Source organism: Ulvibacter sp. 2210JD10-4 (assembly GCF_058148525.1).
This window is the reverse complement of record NZ_JBYVJZ010000005.1, coordinates 131901-151483: the sequence shown is the minus strand read 5'-3', so window position 1 is coordinate 151483 and position 19583 is coordinate 131901. Positions and strand designations below refer to the sequence as shown.

Below are 19583 nucleotides of genomic sequence, written 5' to 3'. Positions count from 1 at the left end.
AAGTAGCAGTCAATCACCTGTTTGGGTGATTTTAGAATTTAAAACTTCGGGATGTAAATAATGCAGGCAATAACAATTGCTGCAATTGCTGCAAAGAAGACAGCACCGGCAGCAACATCTTTTATATAGCCAATTTTGTTATGGAAATCAGGGTGGACAAAATCTGCCATCTCTTCAGCAGCTGTATTGAGTCCTTCAATACTCATGACCAAACCTATGGCGAATATTTGAAAGAGCCATTCGGTTGTTGAGATATCAAAATAAAACCCTGCAATAGTGATTAGTACGGCAATAACTGCCTGCACTTGGATACTTGGTTCGTTTTTAAGCAGCATCCAGGCACCTTTAGATGCATAGCCAAAACCTTTAAGGCGTTTACCTAAATAAGAATTCCACATTTAGTTTAACATTTTTAAAGCCGAAATGTAATCGGGCTCCTGACCAATTTCAGGTACTTGTTCTGTATAAATTACCTTGTTGTTTTCATCCAAAATGATGACCGCTCTTGAGTGCAAACTTTTAAAGGCACCATTAATAATTTCTAATCCGTATACTTTTCCAAAACTACCATCTTCAAAATCGGAAAGCATTTCCACATTTTCAATTCCTTCGGCAGCGCAAAAGCTATTCTGAGCAAATGGAAGGTCTCTTGAAATGCATAAAATTTTCGTGTTCTTTAATTTTGAAGCTTCTTCATTAAATTTTCTTACGGAAGCCGAACAAACCCCTGTATTAATACTGGGAAAAATATTTAAAATTTTTCTGAAACCCTTATAATCTGATAAAGATTTTGAAGATAGGTCTGTTGCTCTCAATGTAAAATCTGAAGCAGTAGAACCTATTAGTGGAAGCGTTCCAATGGTTTCCGAAGGATTTCCGTCAAGTGTGATAGATGCCATTTTTTTAGATGATTTTGAAGGATAAAAATACACAATCCACCTCATTAAATTATAAAAGCATTGGAATATTATTAAAATGCTATGAAAATCACCCAAACAGGTAATTGACAGGAGCTTACCTATTGATTAGGTTTGAAATAATGTAACCTCTTTCAATATTAAACCACTTCTTATGAAACAATTACTTCTATTAATGTTTGCCCTTTCGATACTAGTTGTGAATGCTCAAGACCCCGGAGATATACCGTCTGGTATGCAAGAGTTGTTTAAGCAAAACAATTCAGGATATCAAGAGTTTAAGGTACTTAGGTCTAAAAGCACTATAGGTGCAGGTATTATGAACATTGCTGCACAGAAAATTCCACTGCCTTTTATTGAATCATTTAAAAGTGAAGGAGGCACTGTACTTGTTATAGAAGAAGATTTCATAGACCGTTGTCCCGATGACTCTAAAATGACATCCGGATTAAATATGTGGGTTATGTATCTTGATGAGGCAAATCCATATAATTCATTTACCACTTCTGTAAAAAATAAAAAAGCTTCTTTACAGATCCGGGGAATGATGGATAAATATGTTCCGGGTCCCAATTTTTGTGAGGATATGGAAATGATTAAAACAGAATCGGGATTAGGAGCTTTAACTGCAAGTTTTAGTACTTACCTCCATACTACACCACGATCGTTTCAGGTGATGGAGCAAAGCAATATGGATACCGATGCTATGAAGCAACTAAAAACTGTACAACAATTTTGGCAGGCAAACATTGTTGGGTATCTAAAATATATGAAAGAATATAATGCAAAACCTCATATTAAGAGAATAGGAGGGAACGGTTCAGAAAAGCCATTACCTTCCCAAAAGAAGAAAGTAAAAGCAGGTACCGAAGATGGCGATGAAGAAGAAGGTTGGTTTTCGGAACGAGATGGTTTTGCTATCGCTAAACACGCTTTGGATGCGCTGTCAACAAGTTTAGATGTTATGGATGTAGCAGATAATGGTGCAAAGTTATTTGGAGCTGCTCTGAAATATGGAGGCAGTGTTAAAAAAGCAGCACTCGACCTTGTAGCTTCAGCAGCAAATCTGGCAGGTCTTGATGTTAGTTCTATGAGTGAAGAACATATGTATAAAACCGTTGATATGATGGTGGCTGCTTTTGCCAAAGCAAACGCAAACTATGCTGCTAAAGGCGATCCAACGGCTCAGCAGCTTAAGCGAAAAGCAAAAATACCAGTAGAAGATGGTGCATTTTATAATGAAGCTATTGATACGGGACGAATGTTGTATCAATTGAATGACCTTTTCAATTCTTTGGACAACATCGAAGATGAATTGGATAAACTCGATTTTCCCGAAGGTGCTGTAAGTGGAAAAATATATGGCCCGGGTCTATATCAAAACATTACAAGCTTAAAGGTTGAAGGGCAGCCTATTGTAAACATCGCTACTTCTACTGCATTGGAAGAAAACAAAAAAATGGCCAACCCTCAGATGCTAAATGAATTAAAGAATATGGGTTATGATATTCCGGATGAGGTAATGAATATGGATATCGATAAAATGATCAAAGAGGCACAGTCAAAAGCAGACGGGAAAATAGATATTGATCTAAACGAACCCGTTTTTAATGGGATCTTATCTACTACAAATACCATTACGATCCAAGGCACCAAAATACAAAACTTTCAGATCCTCTTTGCAGTAAGTAGCCCTAATGAGCCTGTAGATAATGATTGGTTAAATGATGCTACCATTTTTGACGATATTCCTGCGAATAATGATGATGATGAAAAACCAAAACCAAAAACACTCTATATAGCCATAAATGGGAGTGATGCAAATCCTGGGACCAAAACAGCCCCTTTTGCAACATTACAGAAGGCATTGGATGAGGCACATATTCACCGTCAAAATGAAAGACCGGTAACCATTATAGTGAAAGATGGCATCTATAAGCAGGCAGCTGAAGTAAATTGGGCAACTGTTGTAGGGCTTTCTCCACTTATAATACAAGCTGAAAATAGGCATAAAGCTGTTTTTACCGGATCGGAGCCGGTTTCTGATGACAAAAAGTGGTTGCAGAATAAGGCAAATGGCTATTATAGTACTTCTACGCCTTTACATGAAAAACAATGGCCATATATACCGGGAGGAAACCCTATGGATAATCCTGCACCGGTTGTCTCTGTAAATGGAAAAAAATTAACTCATCTGCCAACTAATTTACCTTCTGGTTTAAAAGGTATTTACAATTTTGGTACTGCAAAAGTTATTGTTGCACTTCCGGAAGGAGTTACCAACATGAATAATACTGCTGTCGAAGTTTCTACGCGTAAATATGCAATGAAGATTATGGGAGGAGAAAATGTGATGGTCACAGGACTACGCTTATTAAATTACCCTTATCCTGCACCCAACAATACTCCAGGTGTAAGTCATAATGGAAATGTTCAGGTTATGGGCTGTAAATTCGATTAGTTTTTGAACAGGATTTAGATCAACTTTTTTTTATAAGCTTTTGAAACTGCTTCAGCACGGGAATTTACGTGTAGCTTTTTGTAGATATTTTTTATGTGTGCTTTTACTGTGTTTGTTGACACAAACAAATCTTCGGCAATTTTTTTATTATTAGATCCGCTGCAAAGTTTTTGTAATACTTCAGTTTCTCTTTCTGAAAGCTGGTCGTTCGTTTCAGGTTTAAATGAAGCTATAATTTGCCTTGCTATAGAAGGAGTCATTGGAGCACCTCCATTGTAAACTTCGTTGATGCCTTCCAGAATTGAATTTGGATTGTTACTTTTTAATAAGTAACCTACAGCTCCTTTTTCTAATGAAGAAAACACAGTCTGCGATTCTTCATGTACTGTTAACATTACAATATTTAGTTCCGGCTGTAGTTTTGTGAGCAGGGGTATAGCTTCAATACCCGAAATGCCGGGGAGATCAATGTCTAACAAAAGTACATCCGGCTCATTTTCTTTTAGCGCTTCAATCGCTTCTTCGGCAGTTGTAAAGCTACCTGTAACTGAAAATCCTTCCGAAGAATTAATAATCTGTTGTAAGGAAGAACGAATAAGAGCATCGTCTTCAACAATAAATACATGTATATTGGTTTTGGAAAACATTTCAGAATAAAGGTATCAAAAAACAACTTGAAATCAATCACCCATACGGGTAGTCTGCAATTCAATAATTATTTCTGTTCCTTTCTCTTCTTCAGAGTTGATCATTAAATTAGCCTTCAGGGCGTCTGCCCTTTCTTTTATGTTCTTTAATCCATGTCCATAGGATATTTTATTGCTGTTAAACCCTATTCCGTTATCCCTAAGTGACAACGCCAATTTATTTTGAACCCACGATATAGTAAAGGTGACCAAAGTAGGTTGGCCGTGTTTTATACTATTATTGAGTGATTCTTTTAAAATAAGTAAAATATGACGACGTTCTGCCATATTGAGCTGGTGTTGTTTCAGGTTTTCAGAAATTGTATTGGAATTGAATTGAATTCCTGCTACTTCACAAAAAGATCCGGCAAAATCAGTAAAACGTGTTAAGGTATCATACACATTGTCTTTTGTGGGGTCCAATGCCCAGATGAAGTCACGCATCCCAATGTTAAGCTCTTGTAAATTTTCATCTATCTGCTTTAAATGTCCCTGTATTTTGGGCTTGTCTTTGGTGCTTAGTTTCACTAATTCGGTAATAAGAGCAATCCTTGTGATCTTGGTTCCGGCTTCATCATGAAAATCGCGAGAACTTCTTTTTCTGAAAGCCTCCCGTTCCTGCATTCTGGCTTTTTCAATTTGTGTTTGTATCTTGATTTTTTGTGTAGCTTGTTTAATACGGTAACGAACAAATAAATAGAACATTCCGGAGAATAATAAAAAATACACTGTATACGCATACCAGGTTGACCATGGGGGGTTACTGATATTTATTTTTAGAGAGGTTCCGGTTTCATTCCATATATCACTACTGTTACTGGCTTTAACTTTGAATACATAATCACCCGGATCAAGATTTGTGTAAGTTGCCATACGGGTATTTCCTGCTTGTACCCAATCTTCATTAAAGCCTTCCAGCATATAACTGTAGGTATTTTTTTCGGGGCTTATAAAACTCAATGCTACAAAATCGAAAGTGATTACATCATGTTTCCATGATAAAGAAATTTCATCTAAGCTGTAAAGAGGTTTCTGTAGTGTGAATTCTTCAGAATGGTTTGATGCACTTACTTTAACAGGTTCATTAAGCAAATATAAATTAGTAAGGACTACCGGAGGGATGTATGTATTCCCGGCGATACTATCCGGGTGAAATATATTGAAGCCGTCTACGCCACCAAAATAAAAAAGGCCTTCTTTTCCTTTATGATAACCGTTTTGATTAAATTCATTGCTTTGTATGCCATGACTTACATCAAAAGTTCTAATAACCTGTTCTTCATTCATGCTAAATGTTACCAATCCTTTATTAGTGGACATCCACAAGTTATTGTGTTCGTCTTCAAGCATACCGTAGATAACATCATTGGGAAAGCCTTGTTCTTGCCCGAAGTTCACAAATAAGGAATCATTTTTAACCTGTCTGGAACTCAAACGGCTAAACATATTTTTTTCAAGCTTAGGAACAAGTTTGTTAAGCCCCCCGTTAGACCCGATCCATAAATTATTTTGGTGATCTTCATAGAGGGATAGAATAATATCATTACTGATACTGTATTTATTTTCCGGATCATTTTGAAAATATAGAAATCTTTCTGTCTTCGGATCAAAAAGGTTTAGACCTCCCGTAGGCGTTCCTAACCAGATGTTATCAAAACTATCGTGTAAAATTGCAAAGATATAAGGATGATTAGGGCCTGTTCCATCTTTAGCTGTTTCATACTTTTTTATAGTGTTTTTAACGGGATCATATTTCCATAATCCGCCACCACCGGTCCCTAGCCATAGAGTTCCTTCCTTGTCTTCTGAAATAAAGTGGACAGATCTTGAGGCCGCTTCACTATTAAGTGGCTTTATATGCTTAAATTTATTTTCTGAGATCATTTTATAGAAACCATTACCTCTGGTGCCTATCCATTTGTTTCCTTTAGAGTCTTTGAAAAGACACAAAATATAATTTGAATTCAGTCCGTGATTTTTCCCATCATCTTTTCTAAAAATTTCAAATGTGTTGTTGTCTTTATTATATCTGTTCAATCCGTCGGTAGTCCCTACCCAGAGCAAACTATCATTTTCTTCAATGAAAGAGTTTACATTCTTACTGCTCAGTCCTTTTTTACCAATCATATTTCTAATATGAATAAAATCCGGTCTTTCACTTTCAATTTTATTCAAGCCATTGCGGGTTCCAATCCAAAGGATGCCATCATTTGATCTATATAGAGAAGTAATATTACTATGTGAAAGGCTTTTTTCATCTGCGGCATCACTTTGATAAATAATGCTTTTTTTGGTTTTTACATCAAAGAGTATAAGGCCAAGATTGGTGCCAATAGCATAACGATGATTTGCTAATGGTAAAATTTTACTGAAGAGGGGTGTACGACCTCCAATTTGAACGGTAGAAGCAGATAGTAGTAATGAATCAGTCTTCAATTTTGGGTTTATTTCGACCAGGCCGGCAGTACAAATAACTTTTAAAACACCGTCTATACTTTTTATATCTAAAATGTTCCCGAGATCAAAACTGTCCGAAAAGGGTCCTCGCTGAAAATATTCTACAGTATGTGTCGTAGTATTGAAACGGGTAAGCCCCAAATCACTTCGCAACCATAGAAAGCCACTTTCATCTACTGTTACAATACCAATATAATTATCCTCTAGGGTATTATCTTCTGTTTTTTGTGAAAGAAATAATGTTGATTGAGTTGTGGCCTTGTCAAACCTAATCAGCCCTTCATTGCTGCCAATCCACAAAATTCCTTTGGGATATTCAGTAATGGAAAACAACCTGTTACTTGGAAAAGAATTTTTTTCTGCCGGATTTAATTTAAAGTGGTCAATTTCCCCTGTTAAAAGATTGATGCTATTTAGCCCTCCACCAAAAGTTGCAACCCATAAAACGTTCTCGTCATCTTCATACACATCCCATATATAATTATCGCTAATACTATTCGTGTTGCTCCTTTCATTTCTATACAGGCTATAATTATGTCCATCAAACCGATTTAACCCGTCTTGTGTTCCAAACCACATAAACCCATTTTTGTCCTGATATATACAATTGACAGAATTTTGCGAAAGGCCGTCGTCAATAGTGATATGCTTAAAATCTGAAATACCGTATTGTGCAATTGCTGAAAATAAAGGGCAGCATACTAATACAATACAGATTTGATGTATTCTTTTCCCCATAAAAGAAATGTATTTGGTCTTCTAAAATTACAAAATCCAGCCGTATACCAACCTCTTTTATAAAAGTATACAGATAAAAGTTCAATTAAAGTACTGAAGCTTTTTCTATGAAACCGTCACCTGTTTGGGTAGTATTTTAATGAATACAAATTTTTGCAATAAAAAAGCCCTCTCTTTTGAATTTTAAAAGAGAGGGCCTTAAAACAACTTAACTTAATCTATAAACTATTATCTTAATTTAAATGCTGACTCAAATATTCTGCAACACCGTTACGATCTGCATTCATTGCAGAGGCTCCTTCCTGCCAGTTTGCAGGACACACCTCTCCGTTTACCTGAACATGAGTATATGCATCGATCAATCGAATGAATTCTGAAACATTTCTACCTACCGGCATGTGGTTAATACTCTCATGAAAGACCGTTCCTTTTTCATCGATCAAGTAGGTGGCCCGATACGTAACATTATCACCATCTACGAGTACATTTCCGGTCTCTTCATCGTAACGCTCATTTGTAATATCCAGGATATCTAATTGTGATGAAAGATTACGGTTTGTATCTGCAAGTATAGGATAAGATACACCTTCAATTCCACCATTGTTTTTTGGAGTATTCAACCAGGCAAAATGAACCTCCGGGGTATCACATGAAGCCCCTATAACTAAAGTGTTTCTTTTTTCAAACTCATCAAGTGCAGCTTGGAAAGCATGCAACTCGGTCGGGCAAACAAAAGTGAAGTCTTTCGGATACCAGAAAAGAATTATTTTTTTTCCTTCAGTTTGTGCTGTTGAGAGAATATTTATTTTTTGAGTTACGCCATTTTTATCTATTGCGTCAACAAATAAATCAGGGAATTTTTTTCCTACAAATGCCATAGTTTTTACTTTTGAATTTTAGTACTTATTTAAGGGTGCAAAAGTACGAATTCAAAAACTGAATTAAAAGCTAAAAGCACTTAAATTTTGAGAATTCTGTCAATAAAATACTAAGCGGTTTTGGCTCCGGCCAATTGACGGATCTTTATGTTGAAAGCTGCAAAAAGGAGTGTCATAAACGGACTCAACCAATTGAAGATCGCATAGACAAAGTATTCGCCAACACCTACTCCCAAAACACCGCTTTGGTATGCACCACAGGTATTCCAGGGGATCAACACAGAAGTAACCGTTCCACTGTCTTCAAGGGTTCTGGATAGGTTTTCCGGGGCCAGGCCACGATCGTCAAATGCTTTTTTGAACATTTTTCCGGGGATCACAATCGCCAGATATTGGTCTGACGCTATCGCATTCAATCCTAAACAACTTATCACAGTACTTGCAAAGAGCCCAAAAACCGTAGTAGCAAGTTTTAGAAGTTCTCTTGTAATTCTGGCCAAGGCTCCAATCGCATCCATGATGCCACCAAATACCATGGCACAGATAATCAAAAAGATGGTCCACAACATTCCTTTCATTCCGCCTGATGAAAACAAGTCATTGAGTTTTGCATTTTCAGTAACAATAGCGGTATCTGTAAAGATTGCATTAATAATAGAGGAAGTATTAGACGATGATATTCCTCCTAGAATTTCCGGCTGAAAAATAAATGCAAAAACAGCAGCAGATAACACTCCTGCTGCCAACGCGATAAGTGGTTTTGTTTTTAGTAAAATCAAAGCGATCACGATCAGCGGAACTATAAATAACCATGGAGTAATTACAAAGGTACTGTCGATGGTAGCTAATAGGCCACTAATATCAGCACTTCCTGTAGTATCGATCATTGTACTTATAATTGAAAACACAATAAGTGCAACAATTATAGTAGGCACTGTTGTAAACGCCATATATCTGATGTGCGTAAAGAGATCGGTTCCAGCCATAGCGGGAGCCAGATTAGTAGTATCACTTAAAGGAGACATTTTATCACCAAAATAAGCTCCGGAGATCACCGCACCGGCGATCATCCCTCCTGAAATTCCCAAAGCTGTTCCAATACCTATAAGGGCAATACCTACTGTTGCCGAAGTTGTCCAGGAACTTCCTGTCGCTATTGAAATAATGGCAGCGATCACTACTGAGGCTGGGAGAAAAATTTCCGGGCTTAACACTTGTAGCCCATAATAGACCATTGCAGGAATAACACCACTAACCAACCAGGTACCTGCAAGGGCACCCACCAGAAGTAATATCATGATAGGAATAAAAATACTTTTTAAATTTTCCAAGATTTCTACAAGCATTCTACCTAGAGAGACTTTATTAAAGAAACCAACTATTGCAGCAACTCCACCTCCCATAAGGAGTATATATTGATTGGAATAATCCCCTAACCAGGCTCCGTCCGCTAAAAAAATATTATAGGCGAGTAGCCCCATTAAAATAACTACCGGAATAAGAGCTTCCCATATGTTCAACTCTTTATTTTCCATAATCTTTTGATCTTCAATATTAATTTTTGAAAGGTTTTCCTGGTCTTGCATTCGTATATATTTTTTTGATATGTAATGTTACGATTTTGTAAAGAGCTTTGCAAGTATTGTTAAAAACAGGATTTCTCCTTTTTTTATCCTTTTTTCAATTTCTGAAAGCATGTTTGAGCGGTAAAAAACACACGATATTTTTACAAATGTTTGAAAAAGGGAGGGTGCCTCTACTTGTTTAAAAATGAATGCTTTATATTTAAAGCCCTTTTACCAAAGCTTGCCTGCTTCAAAAAAACAATTATGAAAAGAAAATTGCTTATTTCAACATTTATTATGTTTTCAACATTCTCAATAGCTCAAGTGGGTATTGGGACAACACTACCGGATGCCTCTACGATTTTAGACATATCTGCTACAGATAAGGGAATTCTAATACCAAAAGTATCCTTGGGAGATGTTACAGATACCATGCTTGATGGTGTTAACACTGCCGCTACAGGATTATTGATCTACAATACCAATCCAGCAACTACGGGTGGTAGTGGAACAGGATATTATTATTTTAATAGTACTACATGGGAACGATTGGATTCATCTGCGGGAAGCAGTTTTTGGGCCTTAAATGGAAACGCAGGGACTACATCCGGTACTAACTTCATTGGAACGACAGACAATCAAGACCTTGTATTTAAGCGAAATTCTGTTTCTGCAGGTAGTTTAAATACGTCAAATACAGCCTTTGGAGTAAGTGCTTTAGTCACTAATAGCTCAGGAACCGGTAACACAGCTACAGGAGTAAATGCTCTTTATTTTAGCGACACCGGGAATGACAATACTGCTAATGGATATAATGCACTTTTAAGCAATGATACAGGAAGTGATAATACTGCCAATGGGTATGGTGCTCTTACAAGTAACGATTCAGGTGGTAACAATACAGCAAATGGGAAATTTGCCCTGTCAAATAACCTAACGGGGGATAGCAATACTGCTTTTGGGAGCAGTTCATTGTTTCACATAAGTGTTGGATCTTCTAATACAGGCATTGGACGTAATGCAGGTTATAATGCAACGGGTTCCTCTAATCTTTTTTTAGGTTTTCAAGCTGGTTATAATGCAGCTACCAGAAGCCTTTCGGGGAGTGTGTTCATAGGAAACCAGGCAGGAGAAGGAGCAACGGTTAGTAATCGATTGTACATTGATAACTCAAATACCACATCACCTCTTATCTATGGTGAGTTTGACACTAACTTTGCAAGAATAAACGGAACTTTTGAAGCTACGGGCTATTCAGCATTTACAGCATCTATAGATGCTTCCGGAACTGCCGGCAGTGGAGTAATAGAAGTTGACGGTAATTTAAGACTGGATGGTAATGAGATAATTACGAATACCGGAACAACATTACATTTTCAACATGACAATAATGGTGATTTACGAATAGATAATACTACCTTTATGGTAGACGCCAGTGCTAATAGAGTAGGTATTGGTGATCTTACTCCAGATTATAAACTGGATGTTGCAGGAGCAATTATGCTTGAGGATATGACTGCTCCTACTGCAACAGCAGGGCATAGTGGAATTTACAGTAGTGGAGGTGAGCTTAATGCATTGGATGCCGCCGGAAATAGTTCAGTAATTTCTCCACATCATTTTAGTTTAACAGAACCTAGTGAAGATATGGCCTGGAGTTTTTATTCAAAAAACGAAAATATCGGGAAACAAGTGAATGTGGATATGATGAAAGCTATGCGATTGATTGAAAAAGTAACAGGTGAAAAACTGGTGTATCAGGCAGACCTGCAAGGAAATCCACTAAATACCAAAGAAAATGGGATTTCTCTTATTTCTGAAATAAAAACACTTTCAGAAGAAAATAAAATACTAAAGGAGCGACTTGAAAAACAACAAAAAGAAATTGAAATGATAAAAGAGATTATCAAGAAAAATAATTGATCAATTATTTAGTCAATTACCAATAAAAAGAAAGCCGTCTATTTTCACTTAGACGGTTTTCTTTTTATATACTTTTTTGATCTTCAATTTTAATTTCTGTATGCATGTTTGATTTGTATTTTTTATTTAAGAATACAATAGTATGTTTTTGCAAAGACCACATGAGATTTTACAAATATGTGAAATAGGGGGAAATCCCCCTATTTATTTAATAATGAATGCTATATATTTATAGCCCTTTTGCCAAAACAAGCCTACTTCAAAAAAAATGATTATGAAAAGAGTATTATTTATTTCGACATTTATTATGTTTTCAACATTCTCAATAGCTCAAGTAGGCATTGGGACAACACTACCGGATGCATCTACAATTTTAGATATATCTGCTTCGGATAAGGGAGTTTTAATTCCTAAAGTATCTTTGGGAGATGTTACGGATACCATGCTTGATGGTGTTAACACTGCCGCTACAGGATTATTGATCTATAATACCAACCCGGCAACTACGGGTGGTACTGGAACAGGATATTATTATTTTAACAGTAGTATATGGGAACGATTGGATTCATCGGCCGGAAGTAGTTTCTGGACCTTAAATGGAAACGCAGGGACTACATCCGGTACTAACTTTATGGGAACTACTGATGCTCAAGGGGTATCAATTAGGACCAACAATACAGAGAAGGTCAGGATAACAACAAATGGCCAAATTGAAATCTTTAATACCGGAAATTCAATTTTTATTGGCGAAAATGCGGGGAATTCTGATGACCTCTCAACAAATAATAATGTCTTTATTGGTAAAGATGCAGCAATGAATAATAGTGCTGAGAATAATATCGCGATAGGTACAGCGGCTTTAAGAGATGCTAATTCCGGAGCAGATTATAATATTGGAATTGGGGAACAAACATTGCTTGGCAATCTTAGTGGAACCTATAATATTGCTTTAGGGTATCAGTCATCTGCTGCAATTACCGGAGGGGATTATAATGTAGCGCTTGGCTATCAAGCTTTATGGCAAACTGCAAGTGGACAAAGGAACGTTGGTATAGGTAATCAAGCTGGTTGGAATATTACCGGAACTGATAATATTGCTATTGGAGATCAGGCCATAAGAAATGCTACAAGTAATAATGATATTGGAATAGGGGCAGGAGCCGGATTTTTTAATCAGATAGGAGGTAACAATACATTTATTGGTCATCAGGCCGGTTATGGCACTGCTCTTCATAACAAAAGCGGGAGTGTATTTTTAGGTTATCAGGCAGGGTACAATGAACAAAATAGTAACAGATTGTACATTGATAATTCAAATACCACATCACCTCTTATCTATGGTGAGTTTGATACTAATTTTGCAAGAATAAACGGAACTTTTGAAGCTACGGGCTATTCAGCATTTACAGCATCTATAGATGCTTCGGGAACTGCGGGCAGCGGAGTTATAGAAGTTGATGGTAATTTAAGGTTGGATGGTAATGAGGTAATCACGAATACGGGAAACACCTTGTATCTTCAGCATGACAACGACGGTGATTTACGAATAGATAATACTACCTTTATAGTAGACGCCAGTGCTAATAGAGTGGGTATTGGTGATCTTACCCCTGATTATAAACTGGATGTTGCAGGCGCCATTATGCTCGAAGATATGACTGCTCCTACTGCAACAGCAGGGCATAGTGGAATTTACAGCAATGGAGGTGAGCTTAATGCATTGGATGCCACCGGAAATAGTACCGTGATTTCTCCACATCATTTTAGTTTAATGAAGCCCAGTGAAGATATGGCCTGGAGTTTTTATTCAAAAAACGAAAATATCGGGAAACAAGTGAATGTGGATATGATGAAAGCTATGCGATTGATTGAAAAAGTAACCGGAGAAAAACTGGTGTATCAGGCAGATCTGCAAGGAAATCCAATAAATACCGAAGAAAATAGGATTTCTCTTATTTCTGAAATAGAACTGCTTTCAGAAGAAAATAAAGAACTAAAATCGCAACTTGAAAAACAACAAAAAGAAATTGAAACTATAAAAGAAATTCTCAAAAAAAATTAGTAACCGGGTAGTAACCAATTACAAATGAAAAGAAAACCGTCTACGTAACAATAGACGGTTTTCTCTTTGTATCTTTAGTTTAATGTATATGTATGTTTTAAGATACCTATATCCAACATACATTGACGCATCATTTGGTAGGTGCGTTCAATATCGTTATCCAGTCCGATAGAGAAACGGATCAAACCTTCAGAGAGTCCCATCTGTGTTTGTTCTTCTTCCGGGATTTCACTGGATGTAGAGGTTCCTGGAGCACTAAATAAGGTTTTATAAAAGCCAAGGCTAACAGCTAAATATCCTAAGTTGCGCTCCTGCATCAATTCCATTAGATCGTTTGCTTTATCAAGACTTCCTACATCAATGGTCAACATCCCTCCATAACCATATTCTTCATTCATCATAGATGTAAATAACTCATGGCCTTGATGCGATGCCAAACCAGGGTATACTGTTTTTAATCCGTCAGCTTCAAATTTTTCAGCTAAAAATAAAGCATTGTGACTGTGTTGTTTCATTCTAATATGAAGTGTTCTCATGTTCTTCAAAATAGAAGCTGCCCTTAAACTATCCATAGACGCTCCTAAAAGCATAGACGCTCCATCATTTACATTTCGAAGCGTGTCTATCAATTCCTGACTTCCACATACCACACCTCCCATAGTATCACTGCTTCCATTAATAAATTTCGTTAAGCTGTGCAATACAACATCTGCACTTAATTTCGCAGGCGAGATGGTTAGCGGCGAAAAAGTATTATCTACCAATAATTGTAAGCCGTGTTTTTTTGCAATTTTTGCCAATCCTGCAATGTCAGCAATTTCCAATAGGGGGTTGCTAACAGATTCACAATAAATAATTTTTGTATTTGGAGTAATAGCAGCTTCCACCATTTTTAATTTGGTGATATCAACAAACGATGTGTCAATGCCCATACGAGGAGTAAAATTCTTTAAGAAAGCATATGTGCCTCCATAAATAGTACGGCTGGAAATAATATGATCACCGGTTTTACAAAGCTGAAGTATCGTTGGAGTAATTGCTCCCATGCCGCTTGCAGTAACATTTGCAGTTTCGGTACCTTCCATGGCAGCTAAAGCTTCACCTAAATATAGATTGGAAGGTGTTGTATGCCTGGAATACAAATAACAACCGTCTGCATTTCCTTCGAAGGTATCAAACATGGTCTTAGCCGAAAGAAAGGTATAGGTAGATGAGTCAGAAATTGAAGGATTTACACCTCCGAATTCTCCAAAGTATTGTAAGTCCTGAATTTTATTTGCGGGTTTAAATGCCATTTTAAAGGGAGTTAAAAGTTAAACTCAAAACTAAATATTTGCTGAATATTTATCAATGATAATTGTCATATACAGAAAATAAAACTATAAAGTGTTATTCGTGTAAATTATTAGTTTTTAATTACTGATCTTTTTTAGTACTTTTCAGAAAATTTTTCAGAATTATGCAACTAGACATTATTGATAAATCATTACTGAAATACCTTCAGCAAGATTGCAAGCAAACCAATAAAGAGTTATCCAATAAATTAAATCTTTCGGTAACGGCCGTATATGAGCGCATAAAAAAATTGGAACGAGGCGGTGTTATAAAGAACTATGTAACTTTGCTGGATAAAGAAAAAGTGAATCTGGGATTCTCGGTATTCTGCCAGATAAAGCTATTACAACATTCCAAAGAATATCTAACCAAGTTTGAAAATGAAGTTATACAGCTTGAAGAGGTGTTAGAATGCTTTCATGTAAGTGGGGAATATGATTATTTATTGAAGGTTCTGGTAAAGGATATGAAGCATTTCAGGTCATTTATGGTAACCAAACTTACTACGCTTCAGCATATTGGCAGCACCCAAAGTTCGTTTACGATCAATGAGGTTAAGAATACGACCGCTGTTACATTAAATTAGCTAAATTTTATGAAAATGTCACCATTGTGCAACGGCAAAACATTTGTACTTTTGCATCTGCAAACACCAAAGCTTTAGCAAAAGTGTTGCAGTTAAATTTAAACTATACTTTATGAGTACCTATGATGTTGCAATTATTGGTTCCGGCCCCGGAGGCTATGTAGCGGCGATCCGTTGTGCCCAATTGGGAATGAAAACTGCTATTATCGAAAAATATAATACTTTGGGAGGCACTTGCCTCAATGTAGGATGTATCCCGAGTAAAGCTTTGCTGGATTCTTCACACCATTACGAAGAAGCTATCAAACATTTTGAAGCTCATGGTATTGAGATCCCTGGTGAAGTAAAGCTCAATTTTAAAAAAATGATCGAGCGTAAAGCAGATGTGGTAGATCAAAATACCAAGGGTATCGAATTTTTAATGAATAAAAATAAAGTAGATGTTTTTACAGGTGTAGGAGCTTTTAGAGATGCTACACACATTGAGATCACAGGAGAAAAAACTCAAACTATAGAAGCAAAAAATATTATAATTGCTACGGGTAGTAAACCCGCTACGCTTCCTTTTATTAAAATTGATAAAGAACGGATTATCACTTCTACCGAAGCGTTGACCCTTACAGAAGTGCCAAAACATATGATTGTGATAGGTGGTGGGGTTATAGGTCTGGAGCTTGGGCAGGTGTATCGCCGTTTGGGAGCTGAGGTTTCTGTAGTAGAATTTATGGACCGCATCATCCCTACCATGGATAGTGCACAAAGCAGAGAGCTTACGAAGGTGATGAAAAAGCAAGGTGTAAAGTTCTATGTTTCACATAAGGTTTCTGCCGTAGAGCGAAAGAAAAATGAAGTTACGGTTACAGCGACCAATAAAAAAGATGAAGAAGTAACCTTCACCGGGGATTATTGCTTGGTTTCGGTAGGGCGACGGCCTTTTACCGATGGATTGAAGGCTGAAAACGCCAGAGTAAAGATCACCGAAAGAGGAATGATTGATGTGAACGAGCACTTGCAGACCAATGTTCCTAACATCTATGCGATTGGAGATGTAGTTCGTGGAGCAATGTTAGCACATAAAGCTGAAGAAGAAGGTGTTTTTGTTGCTGAAACCATTGCCGGACAAAAACCACATATAGACTATAATTTAATTCCGGGAGTTGTATATACCTGGCCGGAAGTTGCATCTGTAGGTAAAACAGAAGAGCAATTAAAAGAAGATGGAGTTGCCTATAAAACCGGGCAGTTTCCAATGCGTGCTTTAGGACGTTCCCGCGCGAGTGGAGATATGGATGGATTTGTAAAGATCTTATCCGATGCTACAACAGATGAGGTCCTAGGTGTGCATATGGTAGGTGCCCGTGTTGCCGATCTGATTTCGGAAGCAGTAGTTGCAATGGAATTTAGAGCCAGTGCAGAAGATATCGCGAGAATAAGTCATGCACACCCTACCTATGCTGAGGCTGTTAAGGAAGCCGCACTTGCTGCCACAGCCGACAGGGCATTGCATATTTAATAGGAAAAGCATACATCCTTTTTTATACAGAATCCGAAATTTTTAACATCGGTGATTCTACCCAAAGACTTTTTATAAATCTGTTGATTCTTGTAATATTTTCCTGATCATTAAGTTTCTGGTAGATTCTGTTTATTCTCTGCACTTAATGTTGTATTGAGACATATTTCCCTGATAGCCCAACTCAATCGCTTTTTTCCAGTTTTTGCAGGCTTTTTGTGTTTGGCGCATCATATCAAAAATATTCCCTCTATTTGAATAGGCTTTAGCATAATTTTTGTCCAATTGCAAAGCTATATTGATATACTGTAAAGCTTCTTGAGGATTCCCTAACCGGGCTTTGCAAACGGCCAGACTATTATAAACTTCCGGCTGATTTTCATTGATGGACACAGATGTTAAATAATCATTAATAGCCTGTTCTAAGAATCCCATTTCACTATGGGCGCCGCCACGATAAAAAAAAGCTTCAGCATTTGTATTATCTAATGCAATCACTTTTGAGTAATCTGCTATAGCAGATTTGTAGTTTTGATAATCTTCCATAGCATTTTGTTTTGATATTAAAGCCGTATAAAAACCCGCACGATAAAAATAAGCCAGCTTTAAAGTATCATTTTGCTGAATAGCCTGATTACAAAACTGTATGGCGGACCGATAATCACCTTTATTGGATTCAACCAAAGCAGAATCTAAAAATACCCTAGAGTTTTGTGCAATTAAATTTGCACTTGCATAAAATAGTAGTACGAATAGGACTATGGTAGTATGACATACTTTTTTCATAGTTTATAATATTATATTTTCATCTTGTAAAAAGCAATAATGAAACAACAGCACTTAAAATACCTAACATCAAAATGATAATCACTACCGTATAACGCTTAGATTTATTCACTTTTGACTTTCGTAAAAAATACCAACTTAGAAATGCAAAAGGAAAAGAAATTAATACATTTAACCAGTATGCCCAAAAAAAGCTTGTGAGCATAAACCAAATGGCAAATAATAATGCAAGATAATATGTGGTTACACGCTTCATTAGTAATATACTTTTTTAAAACTACAATGTAATGTAGATATGAGCAATAGGGCGTTTGCCGTATATTTCAATATCTTTGAAAAATGAAAAAAATCTTTTTCACCAAAAGGGGCAAAAATGCGGGTAGTTAAAAAATTCTCTTTTGAGCTAACAAAGGAATTTGAAACCCGATTACTACTTTGGGCACAACAATTTGATGAGGTAGTTTGGCTGGATTCTAACAATTATCAAGAAGAATATTCCAGTTACAAGGCTATTCTTGCGGTTGATGCCTTAACTTCTATAAAAACAGACACTCATAACGCTTTTCGTGCATTTGAAGAATACCAATCCATTACCAAAGATTGGTTGTTTGGATATCTTACCTACGACCTTAAAAATGATATTGAAAATCTTGATTCACAAAATTTTGACGGATTGGGTTTTCCGGACCTCTTTTTTTTTCAACCTAAAAAAGTGTTTCTTTTTTCTGAAAATGAAGTAGAACTGCACTATTTAAATATGGTGGGCGATGAGTTGGAAAGTGACTGGTCTGCTATTTTAAAGATGAATATCACGGAAGATATTTCTGCAAATACGAATTTTGAAACCATTAAAATAAAGCTTCGTACTTCTAAGGATTCTTATTTTGAAAAAGTAAACCAAATGCTTCGACATATCGAAAGGGGAGATATTTATGAAGCAAATTTTTGTCAGGAATTCTTTTCGGAAAACGCTTTGATCGACCCTGTAAAAAGTTACTTTCATCTTAATGATATATCAAAACCTCCATTTGCTACTTTCCTAAAACTAAATGCCCATTATTTACTTTCAGCTTCCCCTGAACGGTATTTGAAAAGGACAGGAAACACGTTAATTTCTCAGCCTATCAAGGGAACTGCAAAAAGACTCCCTGATCTGGCAGATGATAAAGAAATGGTACAGAAGTTACTAGCAGACCCAAAGGAGCGTAGCGAAAATATTATGATCACAGACCTGGTCCGTAATGACCTTTCACGAGTAGCAAAGAAGGGAAGCGTTGCTGTAGATGAGCTATGCGGAGTATACACTTTTAAGCAGGTACATCAATTAATATCAACGATTTCCTGTGGTGTAGCAACAGATACAGGAAATGTCGAAATTATAAGAAAAACGTTTCCAATGGGAAGTATGACAGGTGCTCCTAAGATTTCAGCAATGAAAATCATTGAAAAATTGGAAGATACTAAACGTGGTTTGTATAGTGGGACTGTGGGCTATTTTACACCAAATGGAGATTTTGATTTTAATGTGATCATTAGAAGCATTCTGTACAATGCAGAAGATAAATATGTAAGCTTTTCTGTAGGTGGCGCCATTACAGCCAAATCTGTTCCCGAAAATGAGTATGAAGAATGTCTGCTTAAGGCAAAGGCAATGCGAGAGGTTTTGGAGCGTTGAA

The 19583-nt window shown here is 36.7% G+C and carries 15 protein-coding genes; 6 read left to right on the top strand and 9 right to left on the bottom strand.

Annotation, left to right across the window (positions count from 1 at the left end):
- Positions 1–38 precede the first annotated feature (38 nt).
- Both ACY2RT_RS12510 and tpx read right to left on the bottom strand, forming a co-directional pair.
- Complete coding sequence (locus ACY2RT_RS12510) at positions 39–398, bottom strand: diacylglycerol kinase family protein (protein WP_490156260.1); 360 nt, start codon at positions 396–398, stop codon at positions 39–41.
- Positions 399–899, bottom strand: coding sequence for a thiol peroxidase (gene tpx / locus ACY2RT_RS12505; RefSeq protein ID WP_490156259.1), 501 nt, complete (start codon positions 897–899; stop codon positions 399–401).
- A gap of 172 nt (positions 900–1071) precedes the next feature.
- On the opposite strand from tpx, the gene ACY2RT_RS12500 reads away from it, so the two are divergent.
- Positions 1072–3378, top strand: coding sequence for a hypothetical protein (locus ACY2RT_RS12500; RefSeq protein ID WP_490156258.1), 2307 nt, complete (start codon positions 1072–1074; stop codon positions 3376–3378).
- A 14-nt stretch (positions 3379–3392) separates the two neighbouring features.
- Here ACY2RT_RS12500 and ACY2RT_RS12495 read toward each other — a convergent pair whose 3' ends face one another.
- The 4 genes from ACY2RT_RS12495 to ACY2RT_RS12480 all read right to left on the bottom strand — a co-directional run bounded on the left by ACY2RT_RS12495 (position 3393) and on the right by ACY2RT_RS12480 (position 9723).
- Entirely contained in the window at positions 3393–4025 is a 633-nt protein-coding gene (locus ACY2RT_RS12495) for a response regulator (protein WP_490156257.1), read from the bottom strand.
- A gap of 33 nt (positions 4026–4058) precedes the next feature.
- Complete coding sequence (locus ACY2RT_RS12490) at positions 4059–7259, bottom strand: ligand-binding sensor domain-containing protein (RefSeq protein ID WP_490156256.1); 3201 nt, start codon at positions 7257–7259, stop codon at positions 4059–4061.
- A gap of 233 nt (positions 7260–7492) precedes the next feature.
- The gene (locus ACY2RT_RS12485; RefSeq protein WP_490156255.1) at positions 7493–8137 is read right to left on the bottom strand and encodes a peroxiredoxin; all 645 of its coding nucleotides are present in this window, start codon (positions 8135–8137) and stop codon (positions 7493–7495) included.
- A 110-nt stretch (positions 8138–8247) separates the two neighbouring features.
- Positions 8248–9723, bottom strand: a complete 1476-nt coding sequence (locus tag ACY2RT_RS12480; RefSeq protein WP_490156254.1) for a Na+/H+ antiporter NhaC family protein — start codon at positions 9721–9723, stop codon at positions 8248–8250.
- A gap of 243 nt (positions 9724–9966) precedes the next feature.
- Here ACY2RT_RS12480 and ACY2RT_RS12475 point away from each other — a divergent pair, with 243 nt between their 5' ends.
- Both ACY2RT_RS12475 and ACY2RT_RS12470 read left to right on the top strand, forming a co-directional pair.
- Positions 9967–11625, top strand: coding sequence for a phage tail-like protein (locus ACY2RT_RS12475; RefSeq protein WP_490156253.1), 1659 nt, complete (start codon positions 9967–9969; stop codon positions 11623–11625).
- A 274-nt stretch (positions 11626–11899) separates the two neighbouring features.
- Complete coding sequence (locus ACY2RT_RS12470) at positions 11900–13687, top strand: phage tail-like protein (RefSeq protein WP_490156252.1); 1788 nt, start codon at positions 11900–11902, stop codon at positions 13685–13687.
- A gap of 74 nt (positions 13688–13761) precedes the next feature.
- Here the strand turns inward: ACY2RT_RS12470 and ACY2RT_RS12465 are convergent, their stop codons facing one another.
- Complete coding sequence (locus tag ACY2RT_RS12465; RefSeq protein WP_490156251.1) at positions 13762–14982, bottom strand: aminotransferase class I/II-fold pyridoxal phosphate-dependent enzyme; 1221 nt, start codon at positions 14980–14982, stop codon at positions 13762–13764.
- Positions 14983–15146: 164 nt separating this feature from the next.
- On the opposite strand from ACY2RT_RS12465, the gene ACY2RT_RS12460 reads away from it, so the two are divergent.
- Positions 15147–15608 (top strand): Lrp/AsnC family transcriptional regulator, encoded by a 462-nt coding sequence (locus tag ACY2RT_RS12460; protein ID WP_490156250.1) that lies wholly within the window; start codon positions 15147–15149, stop codon positions 15606–15608.
- Between the two features lie 112 nt (positions 15609–15720).
- Positions 15721–17121 carry a dihydrolipoyl dehydrogenase gene (gene lpdA, locus ACY2RT_RS12455; protein WP_490156249.1) on the top strand — a complete coding sequence of 467 codons (1401 nt, stop codon included), beginning with the start codon at positions 15721–15723 and terminating at the stop codon, positions 17119–17121.
- A 132-nt stretch (positions 17122–17253) separates the two neighbouring features.
- Here lpdA and ACY2RT_RS12450 read toward each other — a convergent pair whose 3' ends face one another.
- A complete protein-coding gene (locus ACY2RT_RS12450) occupies positions 17254–17907 on the bottom strand; it encodes a tetratricopeptide repeat protein (RefSeq protein WP_490156248.1) in 654 nt (217 codons plus the stop codon).
- Positions 17908–17926: 19 nt separating this feature from the next.
- On the bottom strand, positions 17927–18163 hold the full coding sequence (locus ACY2RT_RS12445) for a hypothetical protein (RefSeq protein WP_490156247.1): 237 nt from the start codon (positions 18161–18163) through the stop codon (positions 17927–17929).
- 117 nt (positions 18164–18280) lie between these two features.
- Here ACY2RT_RS12445 and ACY2RT_RS12440 point away from each other — a divergent pair, with 117 nt between their 5' ends.
- The gene (locus tag ACY2RT_RS12440) at positions 18281–19582 is read left to right on the top strand and encodes an anthranilate synthase component I family protein (RefSeq protein WP_490156246.1); all 1302 of its coding nucleotides are present in this window, start codon (positions 18281–18283) and stop codon (positions 19580–19582) included.
- Position 19583 lies beyond the last annotated feature (1 nt).

Excerpts from the sequence above, each read along its gene's own strand:
- ACY2RT_RS12490 (WP_490156256.1), bottom strand. The coding sequence starts at position 7,259 with ATGGGGAAAAGAATACATCAAATCTGTATTGTATTAGTATGCTGCCCT.
- ACY2RT_RS12495 (WP_490156257.1), bottom strand. The coding sequence starts at position 4,025 with ATGTTTTCCAAAACCAATATACATGTATTTATTGTTGAAGACGATGCT.
- ACY2RT_RS12465 (WP_490156251.1), bottom strand. The coding sequence starts at position 14,982 with ATGGCATTTAAACCCGCAAATAAAATTCAGGACTTACAATACTTTGGA.
- ACY2RT_RS12475 (WP_490156253.1), top strand. The coding sequence starts at position 9,967 with ATGAAAAGAAAATTGCTTATTTCAACATTTATTATGTTTTCAACATTC.
- ACY2RT_RS12450 (WP_490156248.1), bottom strand. The coding sequence starts at position 17,907 with ATGAAAAAAGTATGTCATACTACCATAGTCCTATTCGTACTACTATTT.
- ACY2RT_RS12470 (WP_490156252.1), top strand. The coding sequence starts at position 11,900 with ATGAAAAGAGTATTATTTATTTCGACATTTATTATGTTTTCAACATTC.
- ACY2RT_RS12460 (WP_490156250.1), top strand. The coding sequence starts at position 15,147 with ATGCAACTAGACATTATTGATAAATCATTACTGAAATACCTTCAGCAA.
- ACY2RT_RS12510 (WP_490156260.1), bottom strand. The coding sequence starts at position 398 with ATGTGGAATTCTTATTTAGGTAAACGCCTTAAAGGTTTTGGCTATGCA.
- ACY2RT_RS12445 (WP_490156247.1), bottom strand. The coding sequence starts at position 18,163 with ATGAAGCGTGTAACCACATATTATCTTGCATTATTATTTGCCATTTGG.
- ACY2RT_RS12480 (WP_490156254.1), bottom strand. The coding sequence starts at position 9,723 with ATGCAAGACCAGGAAAACCTTTCAAAAATTAATATTGAAGATCAAAAG.
- ACY2RT_RS12440 (WP_490156246.1), top strand. The coding sequence starts at position 18,281 with ATGCGGGTAGTTAAAAAATTCTCTTTTGAGCTAACAAAGGAATTTGAA.
- ACY2RT_RS12500 (WP_490156258.1), top strand. The coding sequence starts at position 1,072 with ATGAAACAATTACTTCTATTAATGTTTGCCCTTTCGATACTAGTTGTG.
- lpdA (WP_490156249.1), top strand. The coding sequence starts at position 15,721 with ATGAGTACCTATGATGTTGCAATTATTGGTTCCGGCCCCGGAGGCTAT.
- tpx (WP_490156259.1), bottom strand. The coding sequence starts at position 899 with ATGGCATCTATCACACTTGACGGAAATCCTTCGGAAACCATTGGAACG.
- ACY2RT_RS12485 (WP_490156255.1), bottom strand. The coding sequence starts at position 8,137 with ATGGCATTTGTAGGAAAAAAATTCCCTGATTTATTTGTTGACGCAATA.